Origin of the sequence: Amycolatopsis sp. NPDC059027, assembly GCF_042739735.1 — a bacterium.
GTDB lineage: Bacteria > Actinomycetota > Actinomycetes > Mycobacteriales > Pseudonocardiaceae > Amycolatopsis.
In genome coordinates, this window is sequence record NZ_JBHYIK010000030.1 from 26,133 (window position 1) to 52,488 (window position 26,356).

Annotated in this window: 27 protein-coding genes and 1 tRNA gene; 15 read left to right on the forward strand and 13 right to left on the reverse strand. The window is 66.9% G+C overall.

Features of this window, described 5'->3' with window-relative positions; translation table 11 throughout:
- Window positions 1-45 precede the first annotated feature (45 nt).
- A complete protein-coding gene (locus ACFWY9_RS21535; protein WP_378322818.1) occupies window positions 46-501 on the reverse strand; it encodes an SRPBCC family protein in 456 nt (151 codons plus the stop codon).
- A gap of 102 nt (window positions 502-603) precedes the next feature.
- On the opposite strand from ACFWY9_RS21535, the gene ACFWY9_RS21540 reads away from it, so the two are divergent.
- A complete protein-coding gene (locus ACFWY9_RS21540) occupies window positions 604-1,248 on the forward strand; it encodes a hypothetical protein (RefSeq protein WP_378322819.1) in 645 nt (214 codons plus the stop codon).
- Entirely contained in the window at window positions 1,248-1,469 is a 222-nt protein-coding gene (locus tag ACFWY9_RS21545) for a helix-turn-helix domain-containing protein (protein WP_378322820.1), read from the forward strand. Before ACFWY9_RS21540 ends, ACFWY9_RS21545 begins: the two co-directional genes overlap by 1 nt.
- Here ACFWY9_RS21545 and ACFWY9_RS21550 read toward each other — a convergent pair.
- A complete protein-coding gene (locus ACFWY9_RS21550) occupies window positions 1,466-2,893 on the reverse strand; it encodes an ATP-binding protein (protein ID WP_378322821.1) in 1,428 nt (475 codons plus the stop codon). The two genes, ACFWY9_RS21545 and ACFWY9_RS21550, sit on opposite strands and share 4 nt — an antisense overlap.
- Window positions 2,890-4,542, reverse strand: a complete 1,653-nt coding sequence (locus tag ACFWY9_RS21555) for an FAD-dependent oxidoreductase (RefSeq protein WP_378339747.1) — start codon at window positions 4,540-4,542, stop codon at window positions 2,890-2,892. The genes ACFWY9_RS21550 and ACFWY9_RS21555 overlap by 4 nt, the downstream gene beginning before the upstream one ends.
- Window positions 4,543-4,676: 134 nt before the next feature.
- On the opposite strand from ACFWY9_RS21555, the gene ACFWY9_RS21560 reads away from it, so the two are divergent.
- From ACFWY9_RS21560 to ACFWY9_RS21575, 4 genes are all read left to right on the forward strand, one after another.
- Window positions 4,677-4,749: transfer RNA gene (locus tag ACFWY9_RS21560), tRNA-Ala, on the forward strand.
- A gap of 228 nt (window positions 4,750-4,977) precedes the next feature.
- Window positions 4,978-5,184, forward strand: coding sequence for a hypothetical protein (locus ACFWY9_RS21565; RefSeq protein ID WP_378339749.1), 207 nt, complete (start codon window positions 4,978-4,980; stop codon window positions 5,182-5,184).
- A gap of 466 nt (window positions 5,185-5,650) precedes the next feature.
- Window positions 5,651-5,899 carry a hypothetical protein gene (locus ACFWY9_RS21570; RefSeq protein WP_378322824.1) on the forward strand — a complete coding sequence of 83 codons (249 nt, stop codon included), beginning with the start codon at window positions 5,651-5,653 and terminating at the stop codon, window positions 5,897-5,899.
- 5 nt (window positions 5,900-5,904) lie between these two features.
- The gene (locus ACFWY9_RS21575; protein WP_378339750.1) at window positions 5,905-6,225 is read left to right on the forward strand and encodes an RNA polymerase sigma factor; all 321 of its coding nucleotides are present in this window, start codon (window positions 5,905-5,907) and stop codon (window positions 6,223-6,225) included.
- Between the two features lie 555 nt (window positions 6,226-6,780).
- Here the strand turns inward: ACFWY9_RS21575 and ACFWY9_RS21580 are convergent.
- Together ACFWY9_RS21580 and ACFWY9_RS21585 are read right to left on the reverse strand one after the other, a co-directional pair.
- Entirely contained in the window at window positions 6,781-7,353 is a 573-nt protein-coding gene (locus ACFWY9_RS21580) for an IS5 family transposase (RefSeq protein ID WP_378339752.1), read from the reverse strand.
- 69 nt (window positions 7,354-7,422) lie between these two features.
- Entirely contained in the window at window positions 7,423-8,187 is a 765-nt protein-coding gene (locus tag ACFWY9_RS21585) for a hypothetical protein (protein ID WP_378339754.1), read from the reverse strand.
- 489 nt (window positions 8,188-8,676) lie between these two features.
- Between ACFWY9_RS21585 and ACFWY9_RS21590 the strand changes: the two genes are divergently transcribed.
- Complete coding sequence (locus ACFWY9_RS21590) at window positions 8,677-9,087, forward strand: neocarzinostatin apoprotein domain-containing protein (RefSeq protein WP_378339755.1); 411 nt, start codon at window positions 8,677-8,679, stop codon at window positions 9,085-9,087.
- Between the two features lie 354 nt (window positions 9,088-9,441).
- On the opposite strand, the gene ACFWY9_RS21595 is transcribed toward ACFWY9_RS21590, so the two are convergent.
- From ACFWY9_RS21595 to ACFWY9_RS21610, 4 genes are all read right to left on the reverse strand, one after another.
- A complete protein-coding gene (locus ACFWY9_RS21595; protein WP_378322829.1) occupies window positions 9,442-9,639 on the reverse strand; it encodes a hypothetical protein in 198 nt (65 codons plus the stop codon).
- A 161-nt stretch (window positions 9,640-9,800) separates the two neighbouring features.
- A complete protein-coding gene (locus tag ACFWY9_RS21600; protein ID WP_378339757.1) occupies window positions 9,801-10,118 on the reverse strand; it encodes a hypothetical protein in 318 nt (105 codons plus the stop codon).
- Window positions 10,115-13,546, reverse strand: coding sequence for a colicin E3/pyocin S6 family cytotoxin (locus tag ACFWY9_RS21605; protein ID WP_378339759.1), 3,432 nt, complete (start codon window positions 13,544-13,546; stop codon window positions 10,115-10,117). The genes ACFWY9_RS21600 and ACFWY9_RS21605 overlap by 4 nt, the downstream gene beginning before the upstream one ends.
- A 93-nt stretch (window positions 13,547-13,639) precedes the next feature.
- Window positions 13,640-14,707 (reverse strand): hypothetical protein, encoded by a 1,068-nt coding sequence (locus ACFWY9_RS21610; protein ID WP_378339761.1) that lies wholly within the window; start codon window positions 14,705-14,707, stop codon window positions 13,640-13,642.
- A 257-nt stretch (window positions 14,708-14,964) separates the two neighbouring features.
- On the opposite strand from ACFWY9_RS21610, the gene ACFWY9_RS21615 reads away from it, so the two are divergent.
- The 4 genes from ACFWY9_RS21615 to ACFWY9_RS21630 all read left to right on the forward strand — a co-directional run bounded on the left by ACFWY9_RS21615 (window position 14,965) and on the right by ACFWY9_RS21630 (window position 18,922).
- Entirely contained in the window at window positions 14,965-17,016 is a 2,052-nt protein-coding gene (locus ACFWY9_RS21615) for an RICIN domain-containing protein (protein ID WP_378339763.1), read from the forward strand.
- A 285-nt stretch (window positions 17,017-17,301) separates the two neighbouring features.
- Complete coding sequence (locus ACFWY9_RS21620) at window positions 17,302-17,616, forward strand: hypothetical protein (protein ID WP_378322834.1); 315 nt, start codon at window positions 17,302-17,304, stop codon at window positions 17,614-17,616.
- Window positions 17,617-17,676: 60 nt separating this feature from the next.
- The gene (locus ACFWY9_RS21625) at window positions 17,677-18,222 is read left to right on the forward strand and encodes a GNAT family N-acetyltransferase (RefSeq protein ID WP_378339764.1); all 546 of its coding nucleotides are present in this window, start codon (window positions 17,677-17,679) and stop codon (window positions 18,220-18,222) included.
- Between the two features lie 454 nt (window positions 18,223-18,676).
- A complete protein-coding gene (locus ACFWY9_RS21630) occupies window positions 18,677-18,922 on the forward strand; it encodes a hypothetical protein (protein ID WP_378322836.1) in 246 nt (81 codons plus the stop codon).
- Window positions 18,923-18,958: 36 nt separating this feature from the next.
- Here the strand turns inward: ACFWY9_RS21630 and ACFWY9_RS21635 are convergent, their stop codons facing one another.
- The 4 genes from ACFWY9_RS21635 to ACFWY9_RS21650 all read right to left on the reverse strand — a co-directional run bounded on the left by ACFWY9_RS21635 (window position 18,959) and on the right by ACFWY9_RS21650 (window position 23,204).
- Complete coding sequence (locus ACFWY9_RS21635; RefSeq protein WP_378322837.1) at window positions 18,959-20,356, reverse strand: hypothetical protein; 1,398 nt, start codon at window positions 20,354-20,356, stop codon at window positions 18,959-18,961.
- Window positions 20,357-21,090: 734 nt separating this feature from the next.
- The gene (locus ACFWY9_RS21640) at window positions 21,091-21,954 is read right to left on the reverse strand and encodes a class I SAM-dependent methyltransferase (RefSeq protein WP_378339766.1); all 864 of its coding nucleotides are present in this window, start codon (window positions 21,952-21,954) and stop codon (window positions 21,091-21,093) included.
- 187 nt (window positions 21,955-22,141) lie between these two features.
- Window positions 22,142-22,573 (reverse strand): FAD-dependent oxidoreductase, encoded by a 432-nt coding sequence (locus ACFWY9_RS21645; protein WP_378339767.1) that lies wholly within the window; start codon window positions 22,571-22,573, stop codon window positions 22,142-22,144.
- 211 nt (window positions 22,574-22,784) lie between these two features.
- Window positions 22,785-23,204, reverse strand: coding sequence for a PPOX class F420-dependent oxidoreductase (locus ACFWY9_RS21650; RefSeq protein ID WP_378322841.1), 420 nt, complete (start codon window positions 23,202-23,204; stop codon window positions 22,785-22,787).
- A 110-nt stretch (window positions 23,205-23,314) separates the two neighbouring features.
- Here ACFWY9_RS21650 and ACFWY9_RS21655 point away from each other — a divergent pair, with 110 nt between their 5' ends.
- From ACFWY9_RS21655 to ACFWY9_RS21670, 4 genes are all read left to right on the forward strand, one after another.
- Window positions 23,315-24,079, forward strand: a complete 765-nt coding sequence (locus ACFWY9_RS21655; RefSeq protein WP_378339769.1) for a helix-turn-helix domain-containing protein — start codon at window positions 23,315-23,317, stop codon at window positions 24,077-24,079.
- 48 nt (window positions 24,080-24,127) lie between these two features.
- Window positions 24,128-24,538 (forward strand): VOC family protein, encoded by a 411-nt coding sequence (locus ACFWY9_RS21660; RefSeq protein WP_378322843.1) that lies wholly within the window; start codon window positions 24,128-24,130, stop codon window positions 24,536-24,538.
- A gap of 346 nt (window positions 24,539-24,884) precedes the next feature.
- Window positions 24,885-25,235, forward strand: a complete 351-nt coding sequence (locus ACFWY9_RS21665) for a hypothetical protein (RefSeq protein ID WP_378339771.1) — start codon at window positions 24,885-24,887, stop codon at window positions 25,233-25,235.
- 141 nt (window positions 25,236-25,376) lie between these two features.
- Window positions 25,377-26,333 carry a TIGR04222 domain-containing membrane protein gene (locus tag ACFWY9_RS21670; protein WP_378339773.1) on the forward strand — a complete coding sequence of 319 codons (957 nt, stop codon included), beginning with the start codon at window positions 25,377-25,379 and terminating at the stop codon, window positions 26,331-26,333.
- The last annotated feature ends 23 nt before the right edge of the window (window positions 26,334-26,356 follow it).

Here is a 26,356-nt window from a genome sequence, read left to right on the forward strand (position 1 = left end):
GCTCGTTCGATGCCATCACACGATCAGGTGCTCCGCCAGACGGCTTCAGGGTCCCTCGGCAACCGCCTTGACGTGGTCGTTGCGTGCGCGGATCAGCCGCGTCATGTACCGCTCGAGCACCACGCGTTCAGCCAGAGTTCCGAGCAAACCGAGCGGAGCGGCGAACTCGACGACGTCGCGCATCACGGTCCCACCACGACCGTCCGGCGTGAAGTGGTGCACGTGATGCCAGCGCCGGAACGGTCCGGCGACCTGCTCGTCCACGAAGTACCCCGGCGGTTCACAGGCGGTGATCCGGGACGTCATCCGCCATCGCACGCCGAAATGCCGCGCTTCCCAGGTGACGGTGTCACCCAGCGCGAGCCGCCCGGAAGTGACACCACCGACCGCCCGTTCCGCGGAACCGGCCATCGACGCGGTGTGCACCTCCACCTCCAGTGAGACATCGAAGACACGCCGCGGCGGCGCGGCGATGCCGGCGATGAGTTCGAAACGCGCCATGACCTCAACGCTACGGCGACACCGCCCCATCAGGTCGACCATATCGTTTTTCGATGCTATCGTTTCTCGATAGCATCGAAAAACGATATGGAGGTCGGTCACGTGACCAAGGCGAGCAAGCAGCGCAACCCGTTCCAGCCTCTACGTGGCATCGCCGAGGTGCTGTCCATCGTGTTCTGGCTCTTGTTGATCCTCGCCGTGTTCCAGACCCTTTACACCGCGGGCTGGTGGCCGGGCGCGAAGCGCGACACCGCCTGCGTCGACGCGGCCGACATCGTGTCCTCGCACATCACCGGCGACCTCGGCGCCAACCTGAAGCCCGGGACACGGCCGAGCGCGGCCGTGACGAGTCTGTGCGTCGAGCAGCCGAGCGCCGGCCAGCGCTTCGCTCATATCGGAGATCAGCTGCCGCAGGTCGTCTTCATCGTCGGCGCGCTGATCGTCCTGTTGCACTTCCTCAAGACCGCGACCAGGAACGGGCCTTACGCCGACGTCGTTCCCGGCAAACTGCGCGGGCTCGGCTGGTACCTGCTGATCGGCGGGCCGGTGCTCGCGATGATCTCCGCGCTGGCACGGTTCTTCCTGCGCCGGAGCATGGTCACCGATCTGCCCTCGGGCTCGTGGTTCAGTGACTGGGTGGGCAGCCTGCCCTGGTGGGCCATCGTCGCCGGTGCCGCGGCGCTGTCCTTCGCGCGGATCCTGCGGATCGGCAGCCGGATGCGCGAAGACCTCGAAGGCACCATCTGATGCCGCCGGACGAGCCGCACAGCATCGAAGTCCACCTCGACCGGCTGCTCGCCGAACGCGGGATGACCCTGACCGAGCTGGCCGAGCGCGTCGGTGTCACGGTCGTCAACCTGTCGGTGCTGAAGAACGGGCGCGCCAAGGCGATCCGGTTCTCCACGCTGAGCAGGTTGTGCCAGGTCCTCGGCTGCCAGCCCGGCGACCTGCTCGGTCACCGTCCCTAGATCGAGGCCTGTTCGGCGATCGGCAGGCAGATCTCGAACCGCGTGTTCCCCGGCTCGGACTCCACGCGCACGTCGCCCTGATGCCGTTCGACGACGATGCGCCACGAGATGTCGAGGCCGAGACCGGTCCCCTCGCCGACCGGTTTCGTGGTGAAGAACGGTTCGAAGATCCGCTGGCGGATGTCCGCGGGGATACCGGGCCCGGTGTCACCGATCTCGACCCGCAACTGGTCGTCGACGCGCCACGTTCGCAGGGTCAGCGTGCCTTCGCCGTTCATCGCGCCGAGCGCGTTGTCGATGACGTTCGTCCAGACCTGGTTCAGTTCGCCCGCGTAGGCCGGGATCCGCGGCAGCTCGCGGTCGTACTCCTTGACGACGCGGACGCCTTCGCCGATCTTGCCCGCGAGCATGACCAGCGTGGAGTCGAGGCCCTCGTGCACGTCGATCCACTGGTGCGGCGCGCGGTCCATCTGGGAGTACTGCTTCGCGGCGCCGACCAGCGCGGTGATCCGCGTGGTCGAGTCCTCGATCTCGCCCATCAGCATCTCGGTCTCGAGCGCGTAGGCCAGCCAGCGGACGGCACCGTCGAGGAACGTCTCCCCCACCGATTCGAGGACGCGGTCGAGGTCGTCGGCGGTGAGCCCGGCCGCGACGAAGATGCTCGCCAGGTCCCAGCCCTGGCCGATGCCGTGTTCGTCGAACCAGTCGCCGATCTCGTCCTCGCGGTCGGCCTGCTGCATCGCCGTCAGCTTCGGCGCCGAAGCGACCTGCTTGACCAGCCGCTCCTGGACCTCGAGCAACAGCTCCAGAAGCTCGGGCTCGATGTCCTTTTTGGCCAGCAACGCGAGTTTGTGCCGCATCCCGGCGACCCGCTCCCGCAGCGACGCGGTCGCGCGCACCGCGGCGGCGGCCGGGTTGTTGAGCTCGTGGGTGAGCCCGGCGGACAGCTCGCCGAGCGCGAGCAGACGGCGTCGCGAACCGATGACCGTGTCGCTGTTGCGCCAGCCGAGGTACATGCCCTCCAGCAGGTGGGTCGCCATCGGGAACCACTGACGGAACTCGATCGCGAACTCTTCGGCGGGCAGGGTGAGGAAGCTGAGGTCGCTGACCGCGTGCACCGACGCGCCGTAGCTGTGTTCGGAATCCTGGTGCACGAAGAACTGCGTGGCACCGCAGTAGGCGCCTCGCTGGTCGGAGCGGGTGACCTCGACCTCGGTGCCGCTGACCAGCCTGGTCAGCCGCAGCGCCCCGGAAAGCAGGAGGTAGAAGCAGGTCGCCGGGTCGCCTTCGCGGATGATCGTGGTGCCCGCCGGGTAGTGCTCGACGACGGCGTGCTCGGACACCCAGTCCAGCTGTTCCTCGGTCAGATGCTCGAACAGGAAGAGGCCGCGGAGTTCGTCCCGCGGCAATGCGGGTTCGCTCACTGTTCCTCCAGATAGCGGTGGACGAGGGTGACGGCCATGGCGCCCTCCCCGACCGCGGACGCGACGCGCTTCACCGACTGCGCGCGCACGTCCCCGGCGACGAACACCCCGGGAATGGACGATTCGAGGTAGTGCGGATCCCGGTCCAGCGACCAGCCGGGTGGTCTGCGTCCCTCGGTGAGCAGGTCGGGCCCGGTACGGACGAAGCCGTGGCCGTCGCGCAGCAGCTCGTCGCCGAGCCAGTCGGTGCGTGGTGCGGCGCCGATGAAGATGAACAGGTGCCCGGTCTCGACGGTCTCGGTGACCCCGTTTTCACAGACCGTGAGCGCTTCCAGATGGTCCGCGCCGTGGGCCTTCAGCACGGTCGTGCGGGTGCGCACCTGGATGTTGCCGATCGCGGCGATCTGCTCGATGAGGTAGTGCGACATCGAGGATTCGAGCGATTCCCCGCGGATGAGGATGGTGACCGCGCGGGCGTGTTTCGAGAAGAAAACAGCCGCTTGCCCCGCGGAGTTCGCGCCGCCGACGATGTAGACGTGCTCGCCCTGGCACTCGGGGGCCTCGGTGGCCGCGGACCCGTAGAAGACGCCCCGGCCGGTCAGCTCGGCGACGCCGTCCGCCTCCAGCGCGCGGTAGGCGACGCCGCTGGCCAGCACCACCGCGTGTGCGGCGATCTCGGTGCCGTCACCGAACGTGATCACCCGCGCCGAGCCGCGTGCTTCCAGCCCGACGACGTCCCGGGCGGTCAGCACCTCCGCGCCGAACTTCTGCGCCTGGCGCCGGGCCCGGTCGGTGAGCTGGGCGCCGGAAACGCCGTCGGGAAAGCCCAGATAGTTCTCGATGCGGGAGCTCTGCCCGGCCTGTCCGCCGGTGGCCTTGCGCTCGACGAGCACTGTGCGCAGCCCCTCGGACGCGCCGTACACCGCCGCGCCGAGCCCGGCCGGACCGCCGCCGACCACCACGAGGTCGTAGAACTCCTGTGCCGGACGGGTGGACAGGCCCACCGCGTCGGCGATCTCGGCACCGCTCGGCTGACGCAGGACCGTGCCGTCCGCGGTGATGAGCACCGGGATGTCGGCGGCGGTGGCCCCCGCGGCGTCCAGCAGACGGCACGCCTCGGCGTCGTCGACCGAGTACCAGCGGTAGGGCACGGAGTTGCGGGCGAGGAAGTCGCGCACGTGATACGACGGCGAGGACCAGCGGTGCCCGACGACCTTGATGTCCTCGACCGACCGGTCCCCCACCGTCCGCCACGCCTCGACCAGCGCGTCGACCACCGGATACAGCTTCTCCTCCGGCGGATCCCACGGCTTGAGCAGGTAGTGGTGGACGTCGACCACGTTGATCGCCTGGATCGCGGCGTCGGTGTCGGCATACGCGGTCAGCAGCGCGCGGCGGGCGTGCGGGAACAGGTCCATCGCCTGCTCCAGGAACGAGATGCCGTCCATCTGCGGCATCCGGTAGTCGGCGAGGATGGCCGCGACGGCGTCCCCGCGCAACTTGATCTCCCGGAGCGCGTCGAGCGCGTCGGCCCCGGAATCGGCGCGGATGACGCGGTAGTCCTTGCCGTAACGGCGGCGCAGGTCACGGGCGACGGACCGGGAGACGGCGGGATCGTCGTCGACGGTCATCAAGATCGGCTGGCTCACGAGGAGCAGCCTACGGGGAAGCAACGCGACAACGGAGCGTTCCAGGGAAGCGGCCGCGAGGCACCCCCCTGCGAACGCCGTCGCGACGGGGTGTATCTTATGAACACACGAAACGCGGAGTTCAGCTTCGCTTCGGGGCTATGGCGCAGCTGGTAGCGCACCTCACTGGCAGTGAGGGGGTCAGGGGTTCGAGTCCCCTTAGCTCCACTCGTTCAAGGGAGAGCCCTGTTTGCGAAAAGTGCAAACAGGGCTCTCTTCGTTGTGTCTCTTGGGGGTCGAACCTGGCCCCATCCCGTCGCCGAGGGGCCGACGCTCGTCACCCGTCAACGTCATTCATCCTCGCTGGCGCTGCGGGCGCTCCACGCGGACCTGCTCCTCGTCGTCGGCGAAGACGGCCACGATCGAGGAAGAGCCGTCGCTGGCCAATTACGCTGCATGATCGACCTCGCGCCGTTCTTCGCAGCGCGCAACGAGATCATCCACGAACCGGCTCTCGTCGCCCCGACCGGCCCCGGCACCGCCTCGCGCCGCCAGCGGGCGATGGACGCGGTTCGTACGCAGTGCGACGACGTCCTGAAGTTCATCGAGACGACCATCCGCGCTGCGGCGACCACTCTCCGGACCGGCCGCCCACGTCTGTGAGTCTGAGTCCAGGACGGGCCAGCCAACTGAGCTGGGCGTGCCACAGCAATGTGGTGAGCAGGCGCGGCTCGATGGGCGAGCACGGTGGCGCACCGCCCTGCCTCCTCCACGACGCCCCGGACAAACCGGCTGGACGACTGGGCACCGTCCAGCCAGCCCACGCAGCATCCGGGGCGTGCTCCCAAGAAAATCACTCGGATGGCTCAGGCCGCCGCACGAAGTCCTCGTCGGTCGGCGTGCCGACCGATCCTTGCCGTAATCGCACCACCGTTCCCGATCTCGGCCATGGAGAGCGTGGCAGTGCTCGATGGTGACGCGTCGCTCTCCGGCAACGCGCTCGGGAATCTCAGGTCAACGTGTTACGAACGGAGGTTCGGCGTCGCGCCCAACTCGCGGCGGTGTAGACGCGGGCACCGGCTGGAACGAGTTCGGGGTGGATGGTTCCTGTCGGAGGGGGCTCGCGACGATGAGCAGCACGTGGATGGTGGTTGCCCTGACCTCGACCGCCGCGGTCGTGGTCAGAGAGCTGTTCAGCTTGATGCGGTACCTGCGCCGCCGGGCCGGCATCGAGCGAATCGCCACCCAGATCGCTCTACCTGGGACTCACCTGGTTGACGAGGATGAGCAGGGTGCACGGTTCGCAGTCACTGTCGACCATTGTCGGTCTCAGCCGCCATCGACCGCTGCGGACATCGAGCAGGACAAAGCACAGTGATGGTCGTGCCTCCGCGTGGTGATCTGTCCGACGATGCGGGGCCGGGAGGATTCGAGGCGTTCTACCGCGCGACGGCGGACCGGACGTTGATGGTCGCCCGCCGCACGGCCGTAGGTGACCTGCAGCTCGCGCTGGACGCCACGCAGGACGCCTATGTCGAGATGCTGAGGCTCTGGCCGGACCGTTGCGGGCGGCCGATGGCTGCGAACCGCAGTTACGTCACACGTATCGCGGTGAACAAGGTGATCGATGGGTATCGCCTCCGCAACAGGGCGGGTATGTCGCGGATCCTGAACGATGGGAAGAGCTGTCTCGGGAGTTCCTGACGCCACCCCCGGACGGGGATGCTCTGACGGCGGGCAACGCGGTCGCGGCCGGGATTGCTGGGACTCTGGCTGCGCATGCCGTGCTGAGCTTGATCACCGATGTTCCCCGCCGCTGGGGGAATGGGGAACACTATGTGGACCTGGTGCACCTGGACCGAAATGTGCGTCGCCTCGCCATAGACGCGCCGTACCCACAGTGCCCGACCTGCGCACAGCGGCCCCGCATTCCCCGCGCGCACTCCGACGATCGGACAGGCTGATTGCCAGGCACTGAAGTTCATTGAGACGATCATCCGTGCCACGGCGACCGCCCTCCGGATCGGCCGCTCGTCGGTCTAGAGCCTGTTTCAATGGCGTAGCCGCTCGTTGATCGCTGCGATGTGGATGGTTGCCTCGTAGCGAACCGCGAGTTTGTCGAATCGTGTGGCGACGCCTCGGTTGCGTTTGAGCCGGTTGATGCCGCACTCGACCGCATGCCGCTGTTTGTAGATCTCCGGATCGAACGCTGGCGGCCGGCCACCGGCCTGGCCGCGGTTGCGGCGATGCCGGACCTGGTCAAAGGGGTCGGGGAATCGTGCAGGCGATCCCGCGCCGCCGCAGACAGGCCCGGTTGGCGCGAGAACTGCAGGCCTTGTCCGCCAGGACACGATCCGGCCGGGTCCGGGCTCGCCCACCACCAGTCCGGGCGACCCGGACCCTGGCCAGCACCGTCTCGAACCGCGGCGAATCACCACGCTGACCGGCGGTCACCAGCAACGACAATGGTTTTTGGCCTTGCTCGGTGACCAGATGCAGCTTGGTCGTCCAACCTCCCCGCGACCGGCCCAACGCGTGGTCGGCCGGTTCGGGCTCGCCGATACCGCCTGGCGGTTCTTTCCGCAGACCGCCCTCGATACGGGCACCTGCCGCGTGCTGATGCGCCCGTTTGATCGTGGAATCCACGCTCACGTCCCAGGTGATCAGCCCGGCGGCGTCGGCCCGGGTCTGCGACGCCGCCAGGATCAGCGCCCACACACCGGCGCGCTGCCAGCGCCGGAACAAGCCATAGACGGTTTGCCAGCAGCCATACACGGGTGGGATGTCACGCCACGGGGAACCGACACGAACCCGCCAGCGAATGCCGTCCATTTGACCTAAGACACGCCGCACCAACAACGCCAGACAGAAGCTCCGCTGCTCAGCACACCAAAACAGGCTCTAGCTGACAGAGCAGCTGCCAATGCAGCGGACGGCAATGGTGGTGCTCATCTCGTTCCCGGGCCCAGAAATCATGCCGGTGATGAGCTTATCCAGGTTTTCCCGCACGCCGCATCCGGAGAAGGGCGGGATATCGAAACTGCTCTTGAGGACGGTCGGGGGGGCCGTGTTCTGCAGCCCGATCAACCCTTTGATCTTGATCTCCATAGGGCTCCGAGTCCTGCAGTTCGGCCCCACTTCGAGAACCTTGTTGTCAACCTTGGTGTCACTCACGTGGATACCGAGCCGCAGTGTCATGTCGGTGATCACCGACATGTAGTTCTTCCCATCCGGAAACGGCCGCGACGCCACTTCCCCGGGGTCGCCAGGGTTCTTCAGCAGAAAGCCGCTTTGATCTCCGTCGGCCACTAGCTCCACGGTGCTGGTCGCCGGCATGAAGCCGAAGGTCACGAAGTACGCGTTCGCCATAATCGGCAATGTGATCGAGCCCGACAGGGTTTTTTTCACCGCGTCAACCGTGGCGTCGAAACGCCCCTCGCCGGTGGCCAGGTTCGAGCGAAGTTTCGCTATGCGCGAAACCGTGTTCCGCACATAGTACGACGCGGTCAAACCGGCTGCCGCAGTCGAAGCAGCTACTGACGAAACCGGCTCGTTCATACTGGGGCCGGTCGACGTGGCAGAGGCAGAGCTCAGCGACACAGCGCCGAGGGCGAGCGCCACACCGATCGCCAGCGCACGGACGCCGCGTCGAGTCACCAGTCGCATAGTGGTTATCCTTCGTCGCCTGATACATCGATAATACGCCGGTACGCCGAAATAGACGATACGTGGCGAAGTTTTCACCACGCAAGCAATTAGGGCACACTTCAGACAAGAGGGTTCTGCGCGTAGCGATTGTTGTGATCAACGTGAGGCATCCTTCCCCGCAGGATTGTGATGCTCGTGACAAGTACCTTGGTGTAAACTCACAGCGTTGCACGTGGCCGCGACCTGCGAACTGCCAGGCTCCTCGTTCGGTCAATGGCCACCGGGCGACTCCATCCGACAAGATCCCCGGTGCTGGCCTACGCGGACGTGACAAAATCGCCACGCCTCACCTCTCGCAGCATCGACACCGTTGACCACGGCCTCACGGTTGCGGCAGGCTGCCGAACGGAGGGAGCAGGACTTGGTCGTCTCCTGGGCAACACATATGAGCCGAGGAAACCCTGCCACCTCGGCGCCTGAGATTTAACAATCTAAAGAGGGGGAAGAATGATATCCACTAAGCGCACGGTAAAGTGGGTGACTTTGGCCGCTGTCTCTGTTGCGAGCGCAACACTACTCGGCGGCACGGCGGCGGCTCAGTCACCGTCGGCCACACTCACCGTGACACCGTCAACAAACCTCGATCCGGAGCAGCAAGTCTCAGTCTCCGTCAGTGACATGACACCGAATCGACAGATCATACTGGTTGAATGCAGCGCAGACGGACGTTGTTACCTTATCGGCGGCCCGGTGACCGACGGGAGCGGGAATGTCTCGGCCACCGTTACAGTCTACCGGCATATGTCGTGGGGTGAGAATGACAACTATGATTGCAACACCCCAGGCGGAGGGTGCTACGTAGCAGCCAGCGACCCTGACACAGGTGAGCTGCCGAAGGTGCCCATCTCTTTCCGCTGATTTGGCGACACGAGCGTTCGTATAGCGATCCGTCTCACAGGGGCAGGTCGCTATACGCCGCTGTAACGGCTCGAAGTTGAGAAACTCTGCCAGGCGCTCGCGGCATTAGCCTCGGCCTTACGGGCGGTGTTATGTTCGGTTGAGTCCTGCTGCAGTGGCCGCTCGTTCCGGCCAGGATCCTTCATCTCCGAAGGAAAAACCCTCTCCGGCGACTACGCGTTCACAGCCTGTTCGCGGCCTTCGATGTCGGCAGCGGCTCGGTGATCGCCCAGCACTACCGGCACCACCGCCACCAGGAGTTTGTGCGCTTCCTGAAGCTGATCGACGGCCGGGACATGACCATCGGACGAGTGCTCATCGCTCTCTCGTCCCGGCATAGCAGGCTCCGACAGCAACTGCGGCGGCGGCAACTCCCATTCCCAAGAGCGTCAGCAGTACGCCTCTGAGCGTTCCGGTCGTCAGGGGAATGACCAGCATGCCCAGCGAAGTGAACACGACCACCAGCAGCCCCAGACGCACCGACATGCGGTGGGGACGGCTCTGTTCAGGCATGGCTTCCTTCCGATTGGCGACGAGCTTCGCTACCGGCGAGGCGAATGGCCACGACTCCACGCGCACTCGACGATGAGGTCGACCCCAGAGGAAGCCTCCCCAGCCAGGCCAAGCCCTCGTCTGACTTGCGGAAGCCCTCGATCTGCCAACCGGCCGCCTGATCACTCATCGCTCGACGTTCCGGGTGGGTTGGTGTCGGCTTGGGCCGTGCGCGTGTCGGCGAAGGCTGCCACGTAGTACTTGAGTTTGGTGTCGTCGAGCGGGCAAGCAGTATCTGCTGGCACGCCGAAGTGGTTCATGACGGCGCGGACCTGTTCAGCAGTGGCGGGATACCCCTCGGGCCTGGACATATCGTCATAGCCGAGTATGTCCTCGAGGGTGTGATGGCTGATCCCCGGAGGCAGATCCAGGACCCAGTCCAAAAGTTCGTCCGACTTGCGAAATGCTTCGATCTGCCATCCGACTGCGGGATCGTTCATGGTTCGACGCTCCGGTTGGGAACTGGGCCCTTGATCTGTTCCCCTGTGTTGGGGTCAAGGACGCCTTGATGTTTACCGCGCTTGTTGTACATCTCCCACTCGCCGTGTTGCGAGTCCCATTCGTAGATGTTCCCCTTGTCGTCCTTCCATCTTTTGCGGAGTCCGCCACCACCTTGAACTGACGTCTTCCGATCCGCAATCGTTGCCCCCTTCACTCCAGGTGGTGGTCCCTTGGGCGGCGGGGTGTAGCCAGGAATCTTGCGGGCCGCGGCACCCGCCTTGGCTGCATCTTCGCCAATTTTGGCTGCTTCGCCGAGGATTTTGGCTGCTCTGCCGCCGGCTCCGGCGACTGCCATGGCGCAGGATGTGCCGTTTCCGATGGCGCAGGCTTTGATGTCGGAGAGGAAGACGTCATAGATGAAGCCGGCGAAGCCACCGAGGGGTCCGCCGGGGCGGCATTGGTCAATGGTGCCGCCGAGGGCGAAGCAGACTTCGGCTTGCGGCCAGGGGCCGCGGGCGGCGAAGTCGAGGGCTTCCTGCCAGGTGAAACGGCTGGAGCCGGTGTAGCCGATCCCGCGCAGCGCCTCAAGGCGGTCGGCGGGCAGGTCGTGCCCGAGGGCGGGTTCACCGAGGTCATCCGCGGCGCCCGGGGGCGGTGTTGTCCCAGGGTCGGGTTGTTTCTCGGCCTGCTCGGCGCGCTGGGCGGCTGCGACCGCCTCGGCTGCCGCGGCGGCGGCGTTCTTCGCGTGGTCCTCGGCCCAGCTCGCGGCAGCTTCGGCCTTGTCGGCCCAGTCACGGGCGATAGCGGCATCGCGTTCAGCGTTGCTGGCCGCGCCGCGGGCGGTAGCGGCGTCGGATTCGGCGCTGGCCGCCGACCGGCCGGCGATGGCGGCGTCACTGGCGGCGGCGTTAGCGGCGCGACGTGCTGCCTGCGCGTCGCCCTGTGCCTGGTCATCGGCTTGCGATGCTCGGGCGCCGGCGTTGCGTGCGGCGGCCGCGTCCTCGGCCGCCGCGGCGGCCGAGCGCTGCGCGTCGGCGGCGGCCCGCGACGCGGCTGAGGCGGATTCGGCTGCCGCGGCGGCCGCGGTGTAGGCGGGGGCCACCTCGGCAGCGGCTCGTTTGGCCGCGTCCGCGGCACGACTCGCCGCAGCGGAGGCTTCGGCCGCCCGGTCCTGGGCGGCCTTGGCCTGGTCTGTGCCGATGATCTTCGCCTGCTCAGCGACCTGCTTCGTGAGTTCCGCGGCGAGGTCACTGCCGGTTGCCGAAGCCTCCGCGGCGATTCCGGCGGGGTCGGCGATCCCGGCCGCCGATGCTCCGGCCGCCTGTGCTGCCCGCACCGCGATTCCCGCCTGGACGGCCGCGGCGACCGCCTCGGCCAGCGCGGCGTCGGCCTCGGCTTTGGTGCGGTCGGCGGCGCCCAGGGCCTGAGCGGCCTCGCTCGCGGCCTGAGCGGCCAACCGCTGGGCAGCACCGGCGCGTTCGGCGGCGAGGGCTTCTTCGGCGGTGGCGGTCGCGGCGGCGGCGTTGGCCGTGACCGCGAACGCGTGCGTCGCTGCGGCTTCGGTCTCGGCCTTGTTCGCGGCGGCGTTCGCCCGCGCCGCGGCGGCGGACGCTTCGATGGCCGCCGAACGCGCCCGTACCGCGGCACCTGTCGCGGCGTTGGCCGCAGCCCTGGCCTGCCCGGCTGCTGCGGTCGCGGTATCGGCTTCGGATCGCGCCGCGGTGGCCGCGGCGCGGGCGTTGTTTGCCGCCTCACCGGACGCAGCATTCGCGGCGATCGCCTCCAGGGCTTGGGCACGAGCAAGCTTGGCGTTCTGCGCCCGTTCCGCCTCGATCGCTCGCCCGCTCGCCTCGACGGCGTTCTTCTCCTCCCTCGCCGCGGTCTGTTCGGCCGCGATGGCGGCTTGGCCCAGGCGGGTGGCGTTGCCACGGGCACCGGCCGCGATGGCGGCCTGCGACTGTGCCCGGGCGCGGGCTCCGGCCGCGTTGCGGGCTTCCTGTTCCGCGCGAGCCCGGGCGGCGGCAGCGTTGCGTTGTTCCTTCTCGGCGACGAGGCGGGCGTCACGGGTGCGTTTCGCGGCGGCCCACGCCTGTTGTTCGGCGCGTTCGGCGTCGGTCCTGGCCCGCTTGGTGCGGGTTGCCGCGTCGGCGGCGGCCTTGGCTTGCTGGCGGGCCGCATCGGCGATCGCGGCCGCGGATTTGGCGTGGTCTTCGGCGGCTTGGCGCCACTGCGCGGCGTTATCGGCGTGGACCTGGGCGTTCGCGTCCGCGTCGAGGGCCTTGCTGGCCGCTTCGGTGGCCTCCGCGGCGTGGAACGCGGTCTCGGCCGCCTTCACCGCAGACTGGGCCGCGGCGGCCATGGACTGGGTGACCTTGCCCCATTCGATGCCATGAGTCAGACCGGTCTCGGCCAGCTGACGGGTCGCGGTCTCCGACATCGCCGCCGCGGTGGTGACTTCCCGCGCCGCGGCGAGAGTGTTGTCCCATTCCCGTTTGGCGTCTCTGGTCTGCTGGGCCAACTCCGGTGCCCTGCCACGCTGCCCGGAGGCGCGGCCGGGCTTGTCGACCTCGAAGATCTGCCCGGCCTTCTTCGCGGCCTGATTCGCGGCGCGCATGGCGTAGGAGGCGTCGGTGAGGAACCGCACCCCCTGCACACTCGCCTTGAGAATCTCGGTACGCGCGTTCGCGGCTCGCGTGGACCGCTCGGCCAGATCCTTGAGTTCGGCCAGCGCCTTGTTCCGCGCGGCCATCGCCGCTTCGATCGCCGCGCGGGCGTCGGCGTCCCGCTGGTTGGCGACGGCGTAGCCGTGGTTGTAGAACTCGGCGATGACCATCGGGTCGTGAGTGTCCAGCGCGGCCTGACCAGCGGCCTTCACCTCCGGACCGCCGGCGGCGACCATCGACACCACACGCGCTTCGATCACCGCGGCGCGCTTCACCGCGTCGTCGGCGATCTGCTTGTCCTCGTCATCGGCCAGTCGCTTACCGAACGCGACGAAGTCCGCGATCCGCGCGTCGTCGCCCTTCTCCAGCAACTCCACCGCGCGCGCCCGCGCGGTAGGGCCCGCGGTGCGGGCCCATTCGGCCACCTGAGCGCGGTTCTCGGCGGCGACGCGCTTCTTCCGCTCGGCAGCGGCCTTCTTCGCCAGCGCGTCACCGACGTCGAGGTATTCCTTGATCTTCACTGGATCGTTGGTCGCCAACGCGGCCTTCGCCGCCTCGCGAACCTCGACCTCACTCGTGAAATCGACGATGTCCTGGACCAGCTGGCGGTTGAACGCGGCTTCCTCGTCACTGATCGGCGACGCCGGAGCCTGCGCCGGCCCGGTCGCCGGTGGTGGCTGCGGTGCCTCGACCGCGTGCGCGGGAGCCGCCAGTCCCAGGAAGACAGCGAACGCGAGCAGGACGATCATCGTGTGGGAGATCACGCGGCCGTGTCTCAGGACGGCGCGGAAAGCGTACGTGGGCATGGGGAAACGCACTCCAACGTGGTCAGTCAGATGTCTCTTGTGGACGAAAGGTCAGTGGGAAGCCGCGACGCGGAACTCGTCGGCGCGGGCGGTGTCGACGAGCGTCCGCCACTGTGCTGCCTGCGCTTGCGCCCATGACTGTTCCTCGGCCCACGTGGCGCGGCTGTCGTCGGCGTGCCGGGCGATCGTCGTCCAGTCCTGCGCGGTGCTCGCGGTCTTCGCGAACTCGGCCACCGCGCTCCATGACTTCGCCTGTTCAGCCGCTCGCTGCCGCTCGGCCTCCCAGCCCTGCTCAGCCGTTGCGGCGTGATCGGCAACCGTGCGCCAGGCTTGGGTGGCGGCCGCTCGTGCCTTGTCAACCACAGCCGCCTCGGCCCGCGCCAACGCCGCCTCGGCCTCCTCGGCGAAACTGACGAGTTGGCTCAGCCGTGCCTGCCAGAGCAGTTCCGCATCGGCCATCCGAACCCGGTAGGCCTGCACATCGCAGCGCGCCGCGCTGGCCCATTCGTAGCCGAAGAACTCCACCAGACCCGCATCGCCGGTACTCACCGCCCGTGCCGCGGCGGCCCGCACCCAGGGGCCCGGGGCGTTCGCCGCGAGCCCGGCAACATAGTCACGATCGGCCTGCGCCTGGCGGGCGACCTCACGATCTTTCCGGCCATCGGACTTCTCGTCCTGCGCCCTGGCCTCATCCCAGCCTGTACGCACGAACTCGTCCTGCTCGTCCAGGGTCCCATGCGAAGCCCGGGTGGCCGCAGCGTGCACGGCGGGCGAGGTGAGCGCGGAGGTGGTCGACAACACCCGGCGGATGATCTCCTCGTTGCGGGCAGCGTTTCGCGCCGCACGCGCCTTCGCTGTCTCATAGCCCCCGCCTGGTGCGAGGAATCGCGTGATCGCGGCGTCGACGTCCTTGCTCAGCAACGCGTTCCACGCGGCGAGCCGCACTTCGGATCGGGCGTCCTTCTCGGTGAGCCGCCGAACCATGGCTTGCCTCCAGTCGACCTGACCGGCAGCCGTACCCGCCGACGCGGAAGCCGCGACGGCGATCGGTGCGACAGTCACCAACTCGACACTCGCAGCGGCGAGTAACGCGACAGCGATCAACGATCGCTTTTTCATAACAATTCCCCTCAACTGGTAGACCGGGAGAGCGACACTCCGAATGGCCCAGCCCCTGCGTCGCCTAAATACTGAGCTGCGCGACGACACTTCGCATCAAACAACACCGAAAGGTCGTCACGCAAGCACGCGCCACTTTAGCCGGTGACCCGCACCACAAAACACAGGATCGGTCATTGCGGACGTAACGCCGCGCGGCGCGCAATCGATGCGCAGGCGGGTGGGATGGTTTCACCACGTTTCGAGGGGATGCATGCATGCGTATTAGAAGCGCGCGGGAAATAGCCATTTCAGGTGTCGGTCGTCACGTCGCCACGGGTTCGCTGGCGCTGGCGATATTCGCCACGGCACTCGGCGCTCCGACCGCTGTGGCCGCGCCCGCACCGACCCCGGCGGCAGCCTCGGCGCAGACGCTGCTAGAGGAGTCGACGACCGACGAGAAGTTCAAGGCCGCCGCGGTCCTGGGCATCAGCGCCCGGGAGGACATGCTGGTCCTCAACGACAAGAACTTCGTCCTCGCCTTGTGGCGCAAGGCCAAGGAAGGCAGCGAGGTCAAGAACGCGGCGCTGCTGGCGTTCACCAGCTCCGACGATTACGCGTGCACCCGGTTCATCAAGACCGGTATCTACACCGCGAAGCAGATCGACGACAACAAGGAGATCGCCGACTACCTCGCCAAGGAGAAAGCCCGCGCCGCCAAGCGCAACGCCGTCGCCCAGGTTCCCGGCATGGAAGCCACCGACGAGATCATCAACCTGTCCGACAAGGAATTCGTCTTCCGAGTCTGGCAGAAAGCCAAAGACGGATCCGCGGTGAAGAACGCCGCCGCCGACGCACTGCGCCCGGAGAGCACACCAGAGGATCACCAGAAGTTCATCAACAAAGGAATTTACGACGCGCGCGAGATCGACCGGCAGAAAGAGATCGCGGACGCGAAAGAAGCCGAGCGAAAAGCCAAAGAACTGAAAGAGGCCCAGGAGGCCAAGGCACTCGCCGTGTCCGCGGCGCTGGGGATCGTGGCCGACGAGGCCATGAAGAACCTGCCCGACCGGGACTTCGTGGACATGATCTGGACCAAGACCACCGGCGCCGAGGTCAAGATCGCCGCACGCGCAGCGCTGGACGCCGGTACCCCGGCCGCCTTGAAGGAGTTCATCGCAACCGGCGTGCACGCAGCCCACCAGCGCGACATCGAAGCCCGCGATGCCAAGGACGCCGAGCTGAAGACACGTCAAGTCAAGGAGATCCTCGACGCCGCCGAACGTGACGGATTCCAGCCCCACCTGGTCGCCGCAGCCAGGACGGCGCTGAAGACCCCGACACTGGCCGTGCTCACTGCGTTCCTGAACAAGGGGCAGCACGACGCCGCCAAGCTCGACCTCGCCAAACCCGCCGAAGGCCTGGTCATCGAGCTCAAGGGACTGCAGTCCGGCCGGTGCCTGCAGGTCGCGGGACTGTGGGGCCAAGGCGCGGAGAACAACGGCGCCGGCACCGAACTCTGGGACTGCGTCAACGGCAACAAACAGCGCTGGGTCCTGCGAGCCAAGGGCAACGACCGCTACGCGCTCCAGAACGTCAACTCGCTCAAATGCCTCGGCGTCGCCGGCGGGGGCGTGAACAACAACGACGCCCTCGTCCAGAACGACTGCGCTGGCACGGCTCCCGAGCAGCTGTGGGAGTTCGTCCCGGTCGGCGACGACGGCATGATGGAGCTGCGCAACGTCAAGAGCGGCAAGGCCGCCGCCGCCGCGAACGGCGGCACCGACAACGCCACCCTGGTCGTCCAGTACACCAATACCCACGCCAGCAACCAGGCCTGGCGCCTGATCGACGTCAACCACACCGGCCAGACCATCGCCATGCAGCCCGGCGTCATCGAACTCAAGGGCGTCCAGTCCCAGCGATGCCTGCAGGTCGCCGGCGGCACCGAAGACGCGCTCACCGACGGCCGCGGCACCGAACTCTGGGACTGCGTCAGCGGCGGTAAACAGCGCTGGGAACTCCTCGACCTCGGCAGCCACAAGTACGCGCTGCGCAACGTCAACTCCCGCAAGTGCCTCGACGTCACCGGCCTCCAGGCCCGCAACGGCGTCGCGCTGACGCAGTACGCCTGCCATCTCGACGTCAACCAGCAATGGACGTTCGTCACCGGCAAGAATGGCGCTGTGAAACTTCAGAGCGTCTTCAGCGGCGGTGTCGCCTCCGTCCTCGACTCCGGCACACACAACGGCGCACTGGTGCAGCAGTTCGCCGACAGCAACGGCGACGAGCAGCAATGGCTCGTCACCACCCTGCCCACGCAAGCCTGACACCTCGATACTCATCCGACGGTGGGCGTGCCCGGCCCCTGGCACGCCCACCGTCCGTCTCGCCCTGCCACAGGTTTCTGGCCAGCGGTGTCGATCTGCTTGCGCAGGACGTTGATCGTCGACTGCGTCCCCGTGTGTTCCAAATGGCGGTCGCGGTTGGTCGAAGACCGGTTGGAGGGCTTGTCGGATGAGCCTCGCGCTGGCCGGCGTTCGGACTCAAACCGCATGCGGTCGAGACGTGGAAGTCGTCGACCGGCCCTTTGTTCGCAACGGCTGCGCTTGCTCGTGTCGATCCGTTCCCTGCGGACACTTACGCAGCGCTATTTCGCCTTCGGCTTCTCATACGACGGCAACACCGAAGAGCCAGACCGCGAGCACACCGCCCTCGTCAAGACGATCGAGACCGGACAGGCCGACACAGTCGCCGAACTCACCGCCACGCATATCAGGACTGCCCACGACGAGATCACCAGGCGCCTTCTCGAACGCGGATTCTCGGACACGCCGGTGCTGCCCACCCGGCCCAGGCCGCACCGGCTCGAAATGACCCGGTCGGCGAAGCTGCGCCACCCGGATCACCGGAGAACCCTGCTAGCCTGAATTTGTCAGCAATCAACTAATGAACTGATGTCGTCACCACAGAGGGAGCCCAGGGTCCACATGAGCGTGTCCACTGATCTCAAGATCGAGCTACTGCCTCCCGAAGCGAGCGACGACCAACACACGATGACACACCTCGCCGAGATGGTGAACCGGGTGTACGCGACCGCCGAGCACGGACTGTGGCTCCCTGGCGCGACGCGCACAAATGTCGACGAGATCAAGGAGTTCACCAAGGCCGGGCAGATCGTCGTCGCCCGCATCGGCACGCTCATCGTGGGTTCCATCCGCGTACAACAACTCGACCCGAACACCGCCGAGACCGGCATGCTCGTCGCGGATCCAAGGTTCCGGAACATCGGCATCGGCCGGGAACTGCGCCGCTTCGTAATCGACATGCTCCGCGGCCGCGGAGTGAAGTCCCTCCAGATCGAACTCCTCGTCCCCCGGGAAGGCACGCAGGAATCGAAGAAGTTCATGGCCGAGTGGAACGAGCGGTCCGGCTACAAGGTGGTCCGCCGAGGTTCTCTGCAGGAGCAGTATCCCGGCCTCGCACCCCAGCTTGCCGTACCGTGCGACTTCATCATCTACAACAAGGACCTGTAACCAGCCCCGTCACCATACGAGTCGCCACGAGGCGGCCACCCAGGTCGAATCGTCGCCGACGGCGGGACGCGACGACAACCTTGGTGACTGGCAACGGCATCCGCCTACACCACCTGGTGGTTGATGAGGCTCTTGCCGCAAGCGACGACCGTCGTGCGCCCGGACGAGCCTGCCCGCCCAGCACCCGAAGGATCTGGACCTGCACCTGGTGCTGGACAACTACGCCACTCACAAGACACCCAAGGTCAAGGATTAACGACTCAGGACACTAGTGCGTTTTGGCCTAGAAGGGCGACCGGGCGTGCACCCTTGCTCTCGCGTTCGATCAGATCACCATGGGTGGCGGGCTGGCACGCTGTCGAAATGAGCGCAGCCTTTGATTGTTACGAAGGCCAGGCCGCCCTGGGCACTAAGCCCCTACGGTGACCCACCTCGCAGCGCGCACCCTGGCACGATGGACACCAACGGCACGACGCCCCGGCTCCGGCCGCGATCGCCGTCGTTTGACGAAGGGCACTGGGTCGAGGTCACTGGAGGGCAATACGGCGGCAACGTCGGGATGGTGATCATCGGTGAGCCCGACCTGCGCCCCGGAACGCAGTGGGTCCGCCTCGTCAACCAGGGAGCGCATCTCATCCCCGCCTACCGCCTCACGCGGTACCTCGGCGGCCGACCCGCCGCCACCGAACTCGGCTCCTGACGCCGTCGGTGGTGACGTTGCCGAGATCCTGCCTCGTCAGGGGACGACCCCGATCCTGAAGTGCACAGGCAACTGAATCGGTTGCTCGCTGCGCTCGGCGTGCACGAAGAGAAAACTGAGGTTCTCGCGATCGAAGACGCACGGCGGCGCACAGCCTTCGTCGATGTCTTCACTGGGATTGTCGATGAAGTACTTCAACTTCAGAACTGCGCTGTGGCCTGCGGAGATCGTCACGACAGGTTTCAGTGTTGCGCAGACAACAATGGTCACCAGGTCCTTCTGTGGGTAGTTTTCGTCCGGGAAACACTTGACGGGATTGCTGACTTTTCCGCCCTGTGCGACGGTCATCTCGACCTTTTTGAACCTGATCCCGTTGATCACGTTGGTATAGAACGTTCCCGGGTAGAAACCCGGAAGCCGCCCAGTGGTCTGCAGGGTGTACTTGACCGGCCGCTGGTCCCGGTTATACTTGGTCCATTTCGAATCCAGCAGCATGGTTTGCGTGGCGACGTGCCCCGTCTTCGACAGTACTACGTTTACCTTGTCCTTTTTCCCCGGGAGCTTGTGGTCCGTCCACTTGATGTCCGCGCCCCGGTCGCGGAGTTCTTCGGGGGTGCCGGGCGGGTCGTTAACCCAGTCCCGTGTGCGGGCTTCGAAGAAGCTCCAGATGTACTTGGCGAGGCTGTAGACGGCGAGACCCACGGCGATGACGGCTCCGGCCGGCGGGAAGGCCAACCCGATCGCGACGCCGGCGAGACCGACGACGGCCACGACACTCTGTTCGACGTTGCCGGTGGTGATGCCTTCCACCAGCGACATCAGATCACCCACACCCGGGACGAAGCTGGCCGCGATGTAGGCGACGGACTTCGCGTATTCGACCACGTTGCCCGCGGTCAGACCGCCGGCCGCGGTGGTGGCCCGCCCAGCCCAGTCGGCGAACTGGCCCCCCTTGCCGGTGAGCTGTTTCATCGCCGGGTTGTTGCTCAGCTTGGTCACCCGGTCCAGCACCTGAGCCACACCGGCGATGGACCGGGGCTGGGCGAGCGAGTCCCGTGCCGCCAGGTCCTCCTTGGCCAGTTTCTCCAGTTCGTCGACCTGCGCCTTGAGATCCGCCGGCAACCTGTCGACCTGCTCGGCCGTCAGCTCGTTGCAGACACGCTCGGGCAACGCCCCTGTCGAGCTCTCGTCACAGGCTTCCTCCGCGACCGTCTTCAGCTCTTCCGGAGTGCTCTTGAACATCCCATCGAACACGTGCGAGATCGGCGGCTGGGCGTCCTGTACCCCCGTGGCGTCAGTCGGCCAGGTCGCAGCGGCCGGGGACGCCGGAACCGTGGGCGTGGCGACCCCTGCCGTCGCCGACCCCGCCACGCCCGTCACGACCACCAGGGCCAACACCGCACAACGACGCGACACCGCCAGAAAAGAACGCATAAAGGCACAGTAAACACACCTGCCCCCACCCGGAAGTCACACAAACAGCTCACCCATCAAACACCGACGAGCGACACCACACCACATGAATCGTGATCTCCCGTCCGCACAATCGAGTAGATACAACACACGGTGGGGAAATCCATCACACGCCGGCACGGTAGACGCGCGCCACGGTCAACAACGCGTGAACCTCTCAAACGGCCAACAGGAGCCGGTCCAGGCCGCGCTCGGGCACTACACCGAACATGTCTTGCAATCCCTCCGCAAACCCGGCACCCGACAACCCTCGCCTGCGGGAAACCCGTGCTCGGTGAACACGCGCGGGCGGGGAAGCTCCCGCCGTGAGCTTCCTGCCGGGGCTACCCCTGGAAGTTCCCAATTCGGCAAGTCAGCGAGTTCGGCAATCGCTCTCTATGCGACGAGAGAGCGCTCGGGCTGGCGGTCAGCCGTGCCGGTCGCCAGCTTCGAGGGGCCTCCTTCAATATTGGGGCCGACTTCCGTCAACGCAAAAGGTGTTTTCTTGTGCGGAGAAATTTCACACTGGAATCCATATGAGACACAGTCGCAGCAATCGCCACCTCAGGTCGCCGATTTCCAGTGGCTCGCAATCGGGCGTACCGGTCGAATGTTCATACAGGATGGCCCAGGACTCCCGAAGCCGGTCCAACTCAAGTCAACTGTTCGGTTGTCCGATGCGCACCGCCGACACCCCGGAATTGCGGGGCGAATCCTCAGCGGCTGGCCCGTATTATGCGGCTCGCGCGCAGTGACTGGGGCGGTTCGCCCGTGAATTCCGCGGATCCATCGAGGTAACCGGCAATGAGTTCTGCGGCGGAGTGGTCTTCGATGTCGATGAAGCCGAGGGAGCGCAGCTGTGCGGCGATGCCGTCGGGGGTGAAGTAGCTGAACCAGGGTTCGCCGGCAGCGGCCACCCGATTCGCTCGCTCTCGTAGCTGCGCACGATCCGCGTCGGTGTCCGCCGGCTGTAGGTAATCGAAAATCACCTCGACCGGCTGAGCTTGACCGGCGATGTATTCGAGGGTGGCGCGAGCGGTGTCCGGGGTCAGATAGAAGACGACACCAAGCCACACGAATACGGCCGGATCGGCCCGGACGAATCCGGCGGACTCCAGTTCTGTTGCCAGCGCGTGGGTTTCGAAGTCGACTGGCACAAAAGTCAACGTCTCGGGGTGATCGATACCGGCAGCGGCGAGGCGTTGGTGTTTCCAGGCTTGGGTAGCCGGATGGTCCACTTCGAACACACGCAGGCCCGGGTGTGGATTGCGGTAGGCGAAGGTGTCCAGGCCCGCGCCGAGGACCACGACCTGCCGCACGCCGGCAGGCACGGCCGCGGCCACCCGGTCCTCGGCGAAGCGGGCCCGCGCGGCAAAGAACAGGCGGCGCGGCCGATAGCCGGCGCCGCTACCGGGGCGGTCCTCTGTGGGCTCGGCAAATGCGGACAGTTCATCGGCGGTGACACCGAGCAGACGTGCCGCAAGTGGGTCGGTGAGGATTCGTGGCCGGTCAGCGATCTGGTGATAGGCACGGGCATAAGCGGTCGCGAGCGCTGTCTGGCTGGGTCCCTCGTTATCCATGCTCACGAACCTACTCACGGCCACGACACGAGCACCGTGAACTCAGCCACGCCGACCGGTCATGGCGACAAAGGATCTGCGGTTCTTCGACTTCCCGACCGGCTCCTGCCGCCGCCCTGGAAGAGATCGGCGTCCAGGTGGCCGCCTCCGGCCCTGATCGAGCTGACCGGGGATCCCAGGTTCCGGCTCAGCCCATCACCGCGCCCGAGTTCGCGGTGTTTCGGCTGCGCTTGCGGGAGAACGCACCCAGGTCGATCTCCAGGCCGGTGCGCGGGGCCCGGAACCGGACGGGCGACGCGTCGTGGTCGACGCCGTTCTCCACCTGGGTGATCAGCTCTGTCATCAGCTGCCCCACGACCGGCGCGTTCTTGAACTGGTTGCCGCTCGTTCCCATCGCGAGGTAGAAGCCCTCGAGTTCGGTGCGGTCGTAGATCGGAGTCCGATCGTCGGCGACGTCATAGACGCCCACCACGCCGCGCGCCCGGTTGGGCACCGCCAGGTCGGGCAGCCGCCGCGCGGCCCGCGTCACCTGAGCCGCGAAGACCGCCGCCGTCGGGTTCATGTCGACGGCGTCCGGGTCGCCGGTCCACTGCATCGGGTCATGCCGCTTATCGGTCATTCGGGAACGCGGCGTCCGCCAACCTTCAGCGCGATAACCTGTTCCACTTCAGTACTGCTGCCGGCTGCCATAAGCCTGGCAACGTGGGTGGTGCAACGCTGTGCGTCAGGACCGGCATTGACCAGTCCCTCCGCGTCGAGGGTCGCCCTGTGCGGTCGCCGCCCCGTTCGGTGAGGCCGCCTTGGTCGCCGCGAAGGCTTCCGCCCGCCGCTCATCGAGGCACGTTCGCCTCTATGACCTTCGACGGTGTCAGCCGCACCACGACCCGGGCTTCCTGACTGGGGTCGGGCTCCCACAGCTTCCCCGTGTAGGCCAGGCAGAGCTCGTTCATGAGTTCGGCTCCGCCCTCATCGGTCATCGTGACGGTGCCCCGGATCTCGACGTAGTGGTAAGGATTTCCCGGGTCATGCGCGAGCAGCGTAACCCGGGGGTCATGGGTCATGTCCCGCCATTTCTGCCTGCCACGAACGGTCACCATGAGCACGTCACCACCGTCACGGCGAACCCAGATCATGCTCGAATGCGGGGCCCCGTCCCCGCCCACGGTGGTGAGGGCCGAGAAGTACGGGGCCTGAAAGAACCGGGCGGCCTCGCCGCACAACCGCGCCGACGCGGAAATCTGCACTGCCATACAACCAGGCTTACCAGCCCGAGGCCCGTCCACGTCGGGCTCAGACAGCCCCGGAGATTCACGAGCTCGTCGGGGACACGCCCTAGTCGCTCGGCGCTACGATGCCGGACGTGGCGCTCGACCGGGTTGAGGACATTTCAGGGCTGGAGTACCGATTGTCGGACTCGCCCTATGTCGAGGGCGTGTATCGGGTGGCGCCGGATGGTGGGCGTGGCGGCTTCGCGCCGGAGCGCATGGTGTCGGTGGTGAACTCGAACTGGGAGTTGCTGGTGTGGGCATCGGACGGTGTCACCACCGTTTCGGTCCGTGGTCCCGAAACCAGGCCCACCGTGGTGCCGTTGGGTGGCGGGCTGGGCAGCACCTTCGGTGTGATCTTCCGGCACGGTGCCTTCCTGCGGAATCTGCCGGTGGGCGGGCTTGTGGACGGCAGCGTGTCGAGCCCGTGCACGACGCCGCGCTCTTTTCTGCTGCAGGGCAGCGAGTGGGAGATCCCCACCTACGAGAACGCGGAGACGTTCGTGGAGCGCTTGGTCCGGGCGGGGTTGCTGGTGCGGGATCCGTTGGTGACCGACGTCGTCGCAGGGGAGCGGCCTGTGCTGGTCACACCGCGCTCGGTGCAGCGCCGGGTCGCCGCGGCCACGGGCCTGACGCAGGGCATGATCCGGCAGATCGAGCGGGCGCGGCAGGCCACGATGCTGCTGCGGCAGGGCGTGGCCGCGACCGAGGTCGTGCATCTTGTCGGGTATCACGATCAGCCACATCTGGCGCGGTCGCTGACCCGGTTCGTCGGGCGGACGGCGACACAGCTGTGGCGGCCTGCCGCCGGCGAGATGGTGTCGCTGCTGTACAAGACCGAGGTCGAGGTACGTCCGTAGGTTCGAAGTCAGCCGGAAGGCCCGGCTACAAGAACCGAGGAGCCCCGCATGGCTTTCACACAGATCTATGTCAACCTGCCGGTCACCGACCTGGACGCGAGCACGTCGTTCTACGTGGCGCTGGGTGGTGTGCTCAACCCGCAGTTCACCGACGAGACTTCCGCGCAGGTCGCCCTCGGTGAAGTGGTGACCGTGCAGCTCATGACGCACGAGCAGTTCGCCCAGTTCACCTCACGACCCGTCGCCTCCGGTGCGATCGAGTCGATCCTCGCGTTGCCCGCCGAGTCGAAGGAGGACGTCGACCGGCTGGCCGACGCCGCCGTGAAGGCAGGCGGGTCCGAACCGCGCCCCCCTCAGGACATGGGCTGGCTCTACAACCGTGCCGTGGACGACCCGGACGGCCACAGCTGGGAACTGCTCTCCTTCGACGCATCGGCGATGCCCGGCACCCCGGAGTGACCTGCGGCTGACGCGCTGAGCACACGGGTCTGGAGCAGATCTGGAGCACACCCGCGATCACAACCACCATCAACCGCACCGAACGACAAGCAACTGCACCAGCCAACCAGCTGATTCTCTAAACCGCAGGTCAGCGACATTGGCGGACCTGGCTGGCAGACCTACCGTCAGCTCTTCGCGATCCGTGCCGCTGTCAACGGGCCTTCGGACCGGCAAAAGTGGCGCCGGTTGGGTGCCAAGGTGGGCAAGGTGATCGGCAAGACCGATCGCGCGGTCGTGGGCCGGGACGAGCATTTCTGGCAGTTCGACGAGGCCGATCCGATAGCGGCCGCGAGCGCGCGCGGAGTTGCGGCGGATCGACGACGAACTGAGCGAGGTCGCGGACGAACTGGCCGATCTTCAGATCGGGAAGAACGCCGAGCCGGGGCTGACCGCCGCAGCCGTAACCGCCGCACGTGACATGCTGGTCCGCGCCGACGCCGACGTGGTTCCCGGCCGCGGCGGTCTGGCCGGATACACGGTCCAGGTCATCCGGCCGGTCGGCACGTTTCCCGGGAATCCGGAGGGGCGTTCCGGCAACTCGCTGACCGGCACTGTGCTCGGATCGGTTCTCCAAGCCAGGGACATCACCGGCGACGTGCACATCCACCAGCACCAAGTCGGCTGGTGGACACGAATGCGCCGCTGGTTCAGCTGATGGTGGGCGACCACGCCCATCAGTCATGCCCCGGGTTTCGCTGAGCGGTGTTGCCGGACCCCGTGCCACGGTGAAGGTGTCATCGGGATTTCATCGACGGTGCGTACGGTCGTTCGGACCGGGACGACCTGCGGTGGTGGTATGGACGAGTGGTGGCGGGTGCTTTGCCTGCTCACCTACGTGGTCGCGTTGGGGGCGGCCATGGTGTGGGCGGCGATGGTGCGGTGGGAGCTGCGCCTGCCGCGCCGCGCGGCGCCGTCACGGCCGTTGTCCATCGACGAGGTCGCCTACCTGCTCGGCGGAGCGGCGCGGCTGGCGGACACAGCCATCGTACGGCTGGTCGACCAGGGGACACTGCGCGTGTCCAGCAGTGGCTTGACCAGGGTCGCCGGCGCGGATCTGACCACGGCAAGGCAGAACCGGGTGGACGCGGCCGTGCTGCGCCGGCTCAGCCAATGGCGTCCGACGCCGGTCGCCGCTGTGTCACGGGACGCGGTCGGCGAACCCGAGTTCGCCGCGGTCCAGCGCGGGCTCGCCGGTCTGGGGCTGGTGGCGGGCGGACGGACGCGGCGTCGTCGCTGGCTACCGTTCGGGGCGGTGCTTGTGTTGTTCACGATCGGTGCGGTCCGGCTGATCGCCGAGGTCGGGCCACGCCGGCCGGAGGGATGGCTGATTGCCTGCCTCGCCGCAGTGGTGATCTCACCGCTGTGGTGGACGCGCGAGTCCCGTGGCCCTGGCATGCTCACCGGCCTCGGCCGTCGGGTGGCGACACAGGTCCGTGCCGGTGTGGCCACCGCCGGCCTGTGGAGCAGGCCGGCGGGCCTGGTCGCCCTGGGCGGATTGGGCGCCCATCCCGATCCCGAGCTGCGTACGCACTTGCAGTCCACGACCACCGAATACGCGATCCCGCGCGCCCCGCTGCCCTCGACAGGCCGGTCCGGCCCGGCCCCCTCACCCCGCCGGCCCAGCGTGCGCCGGACCGCGACCAGGCGCCACCAGGACCACTGGGGCGGCGGTTGCGGTTCCTACGGCGGGGATGGCGGGGGCCATGGCGGTCACGGATGCGGCGGCCATGGTTGTGGCGGCGGGGATGGCTGAACGGGTGCTGGACTACCTGCGTG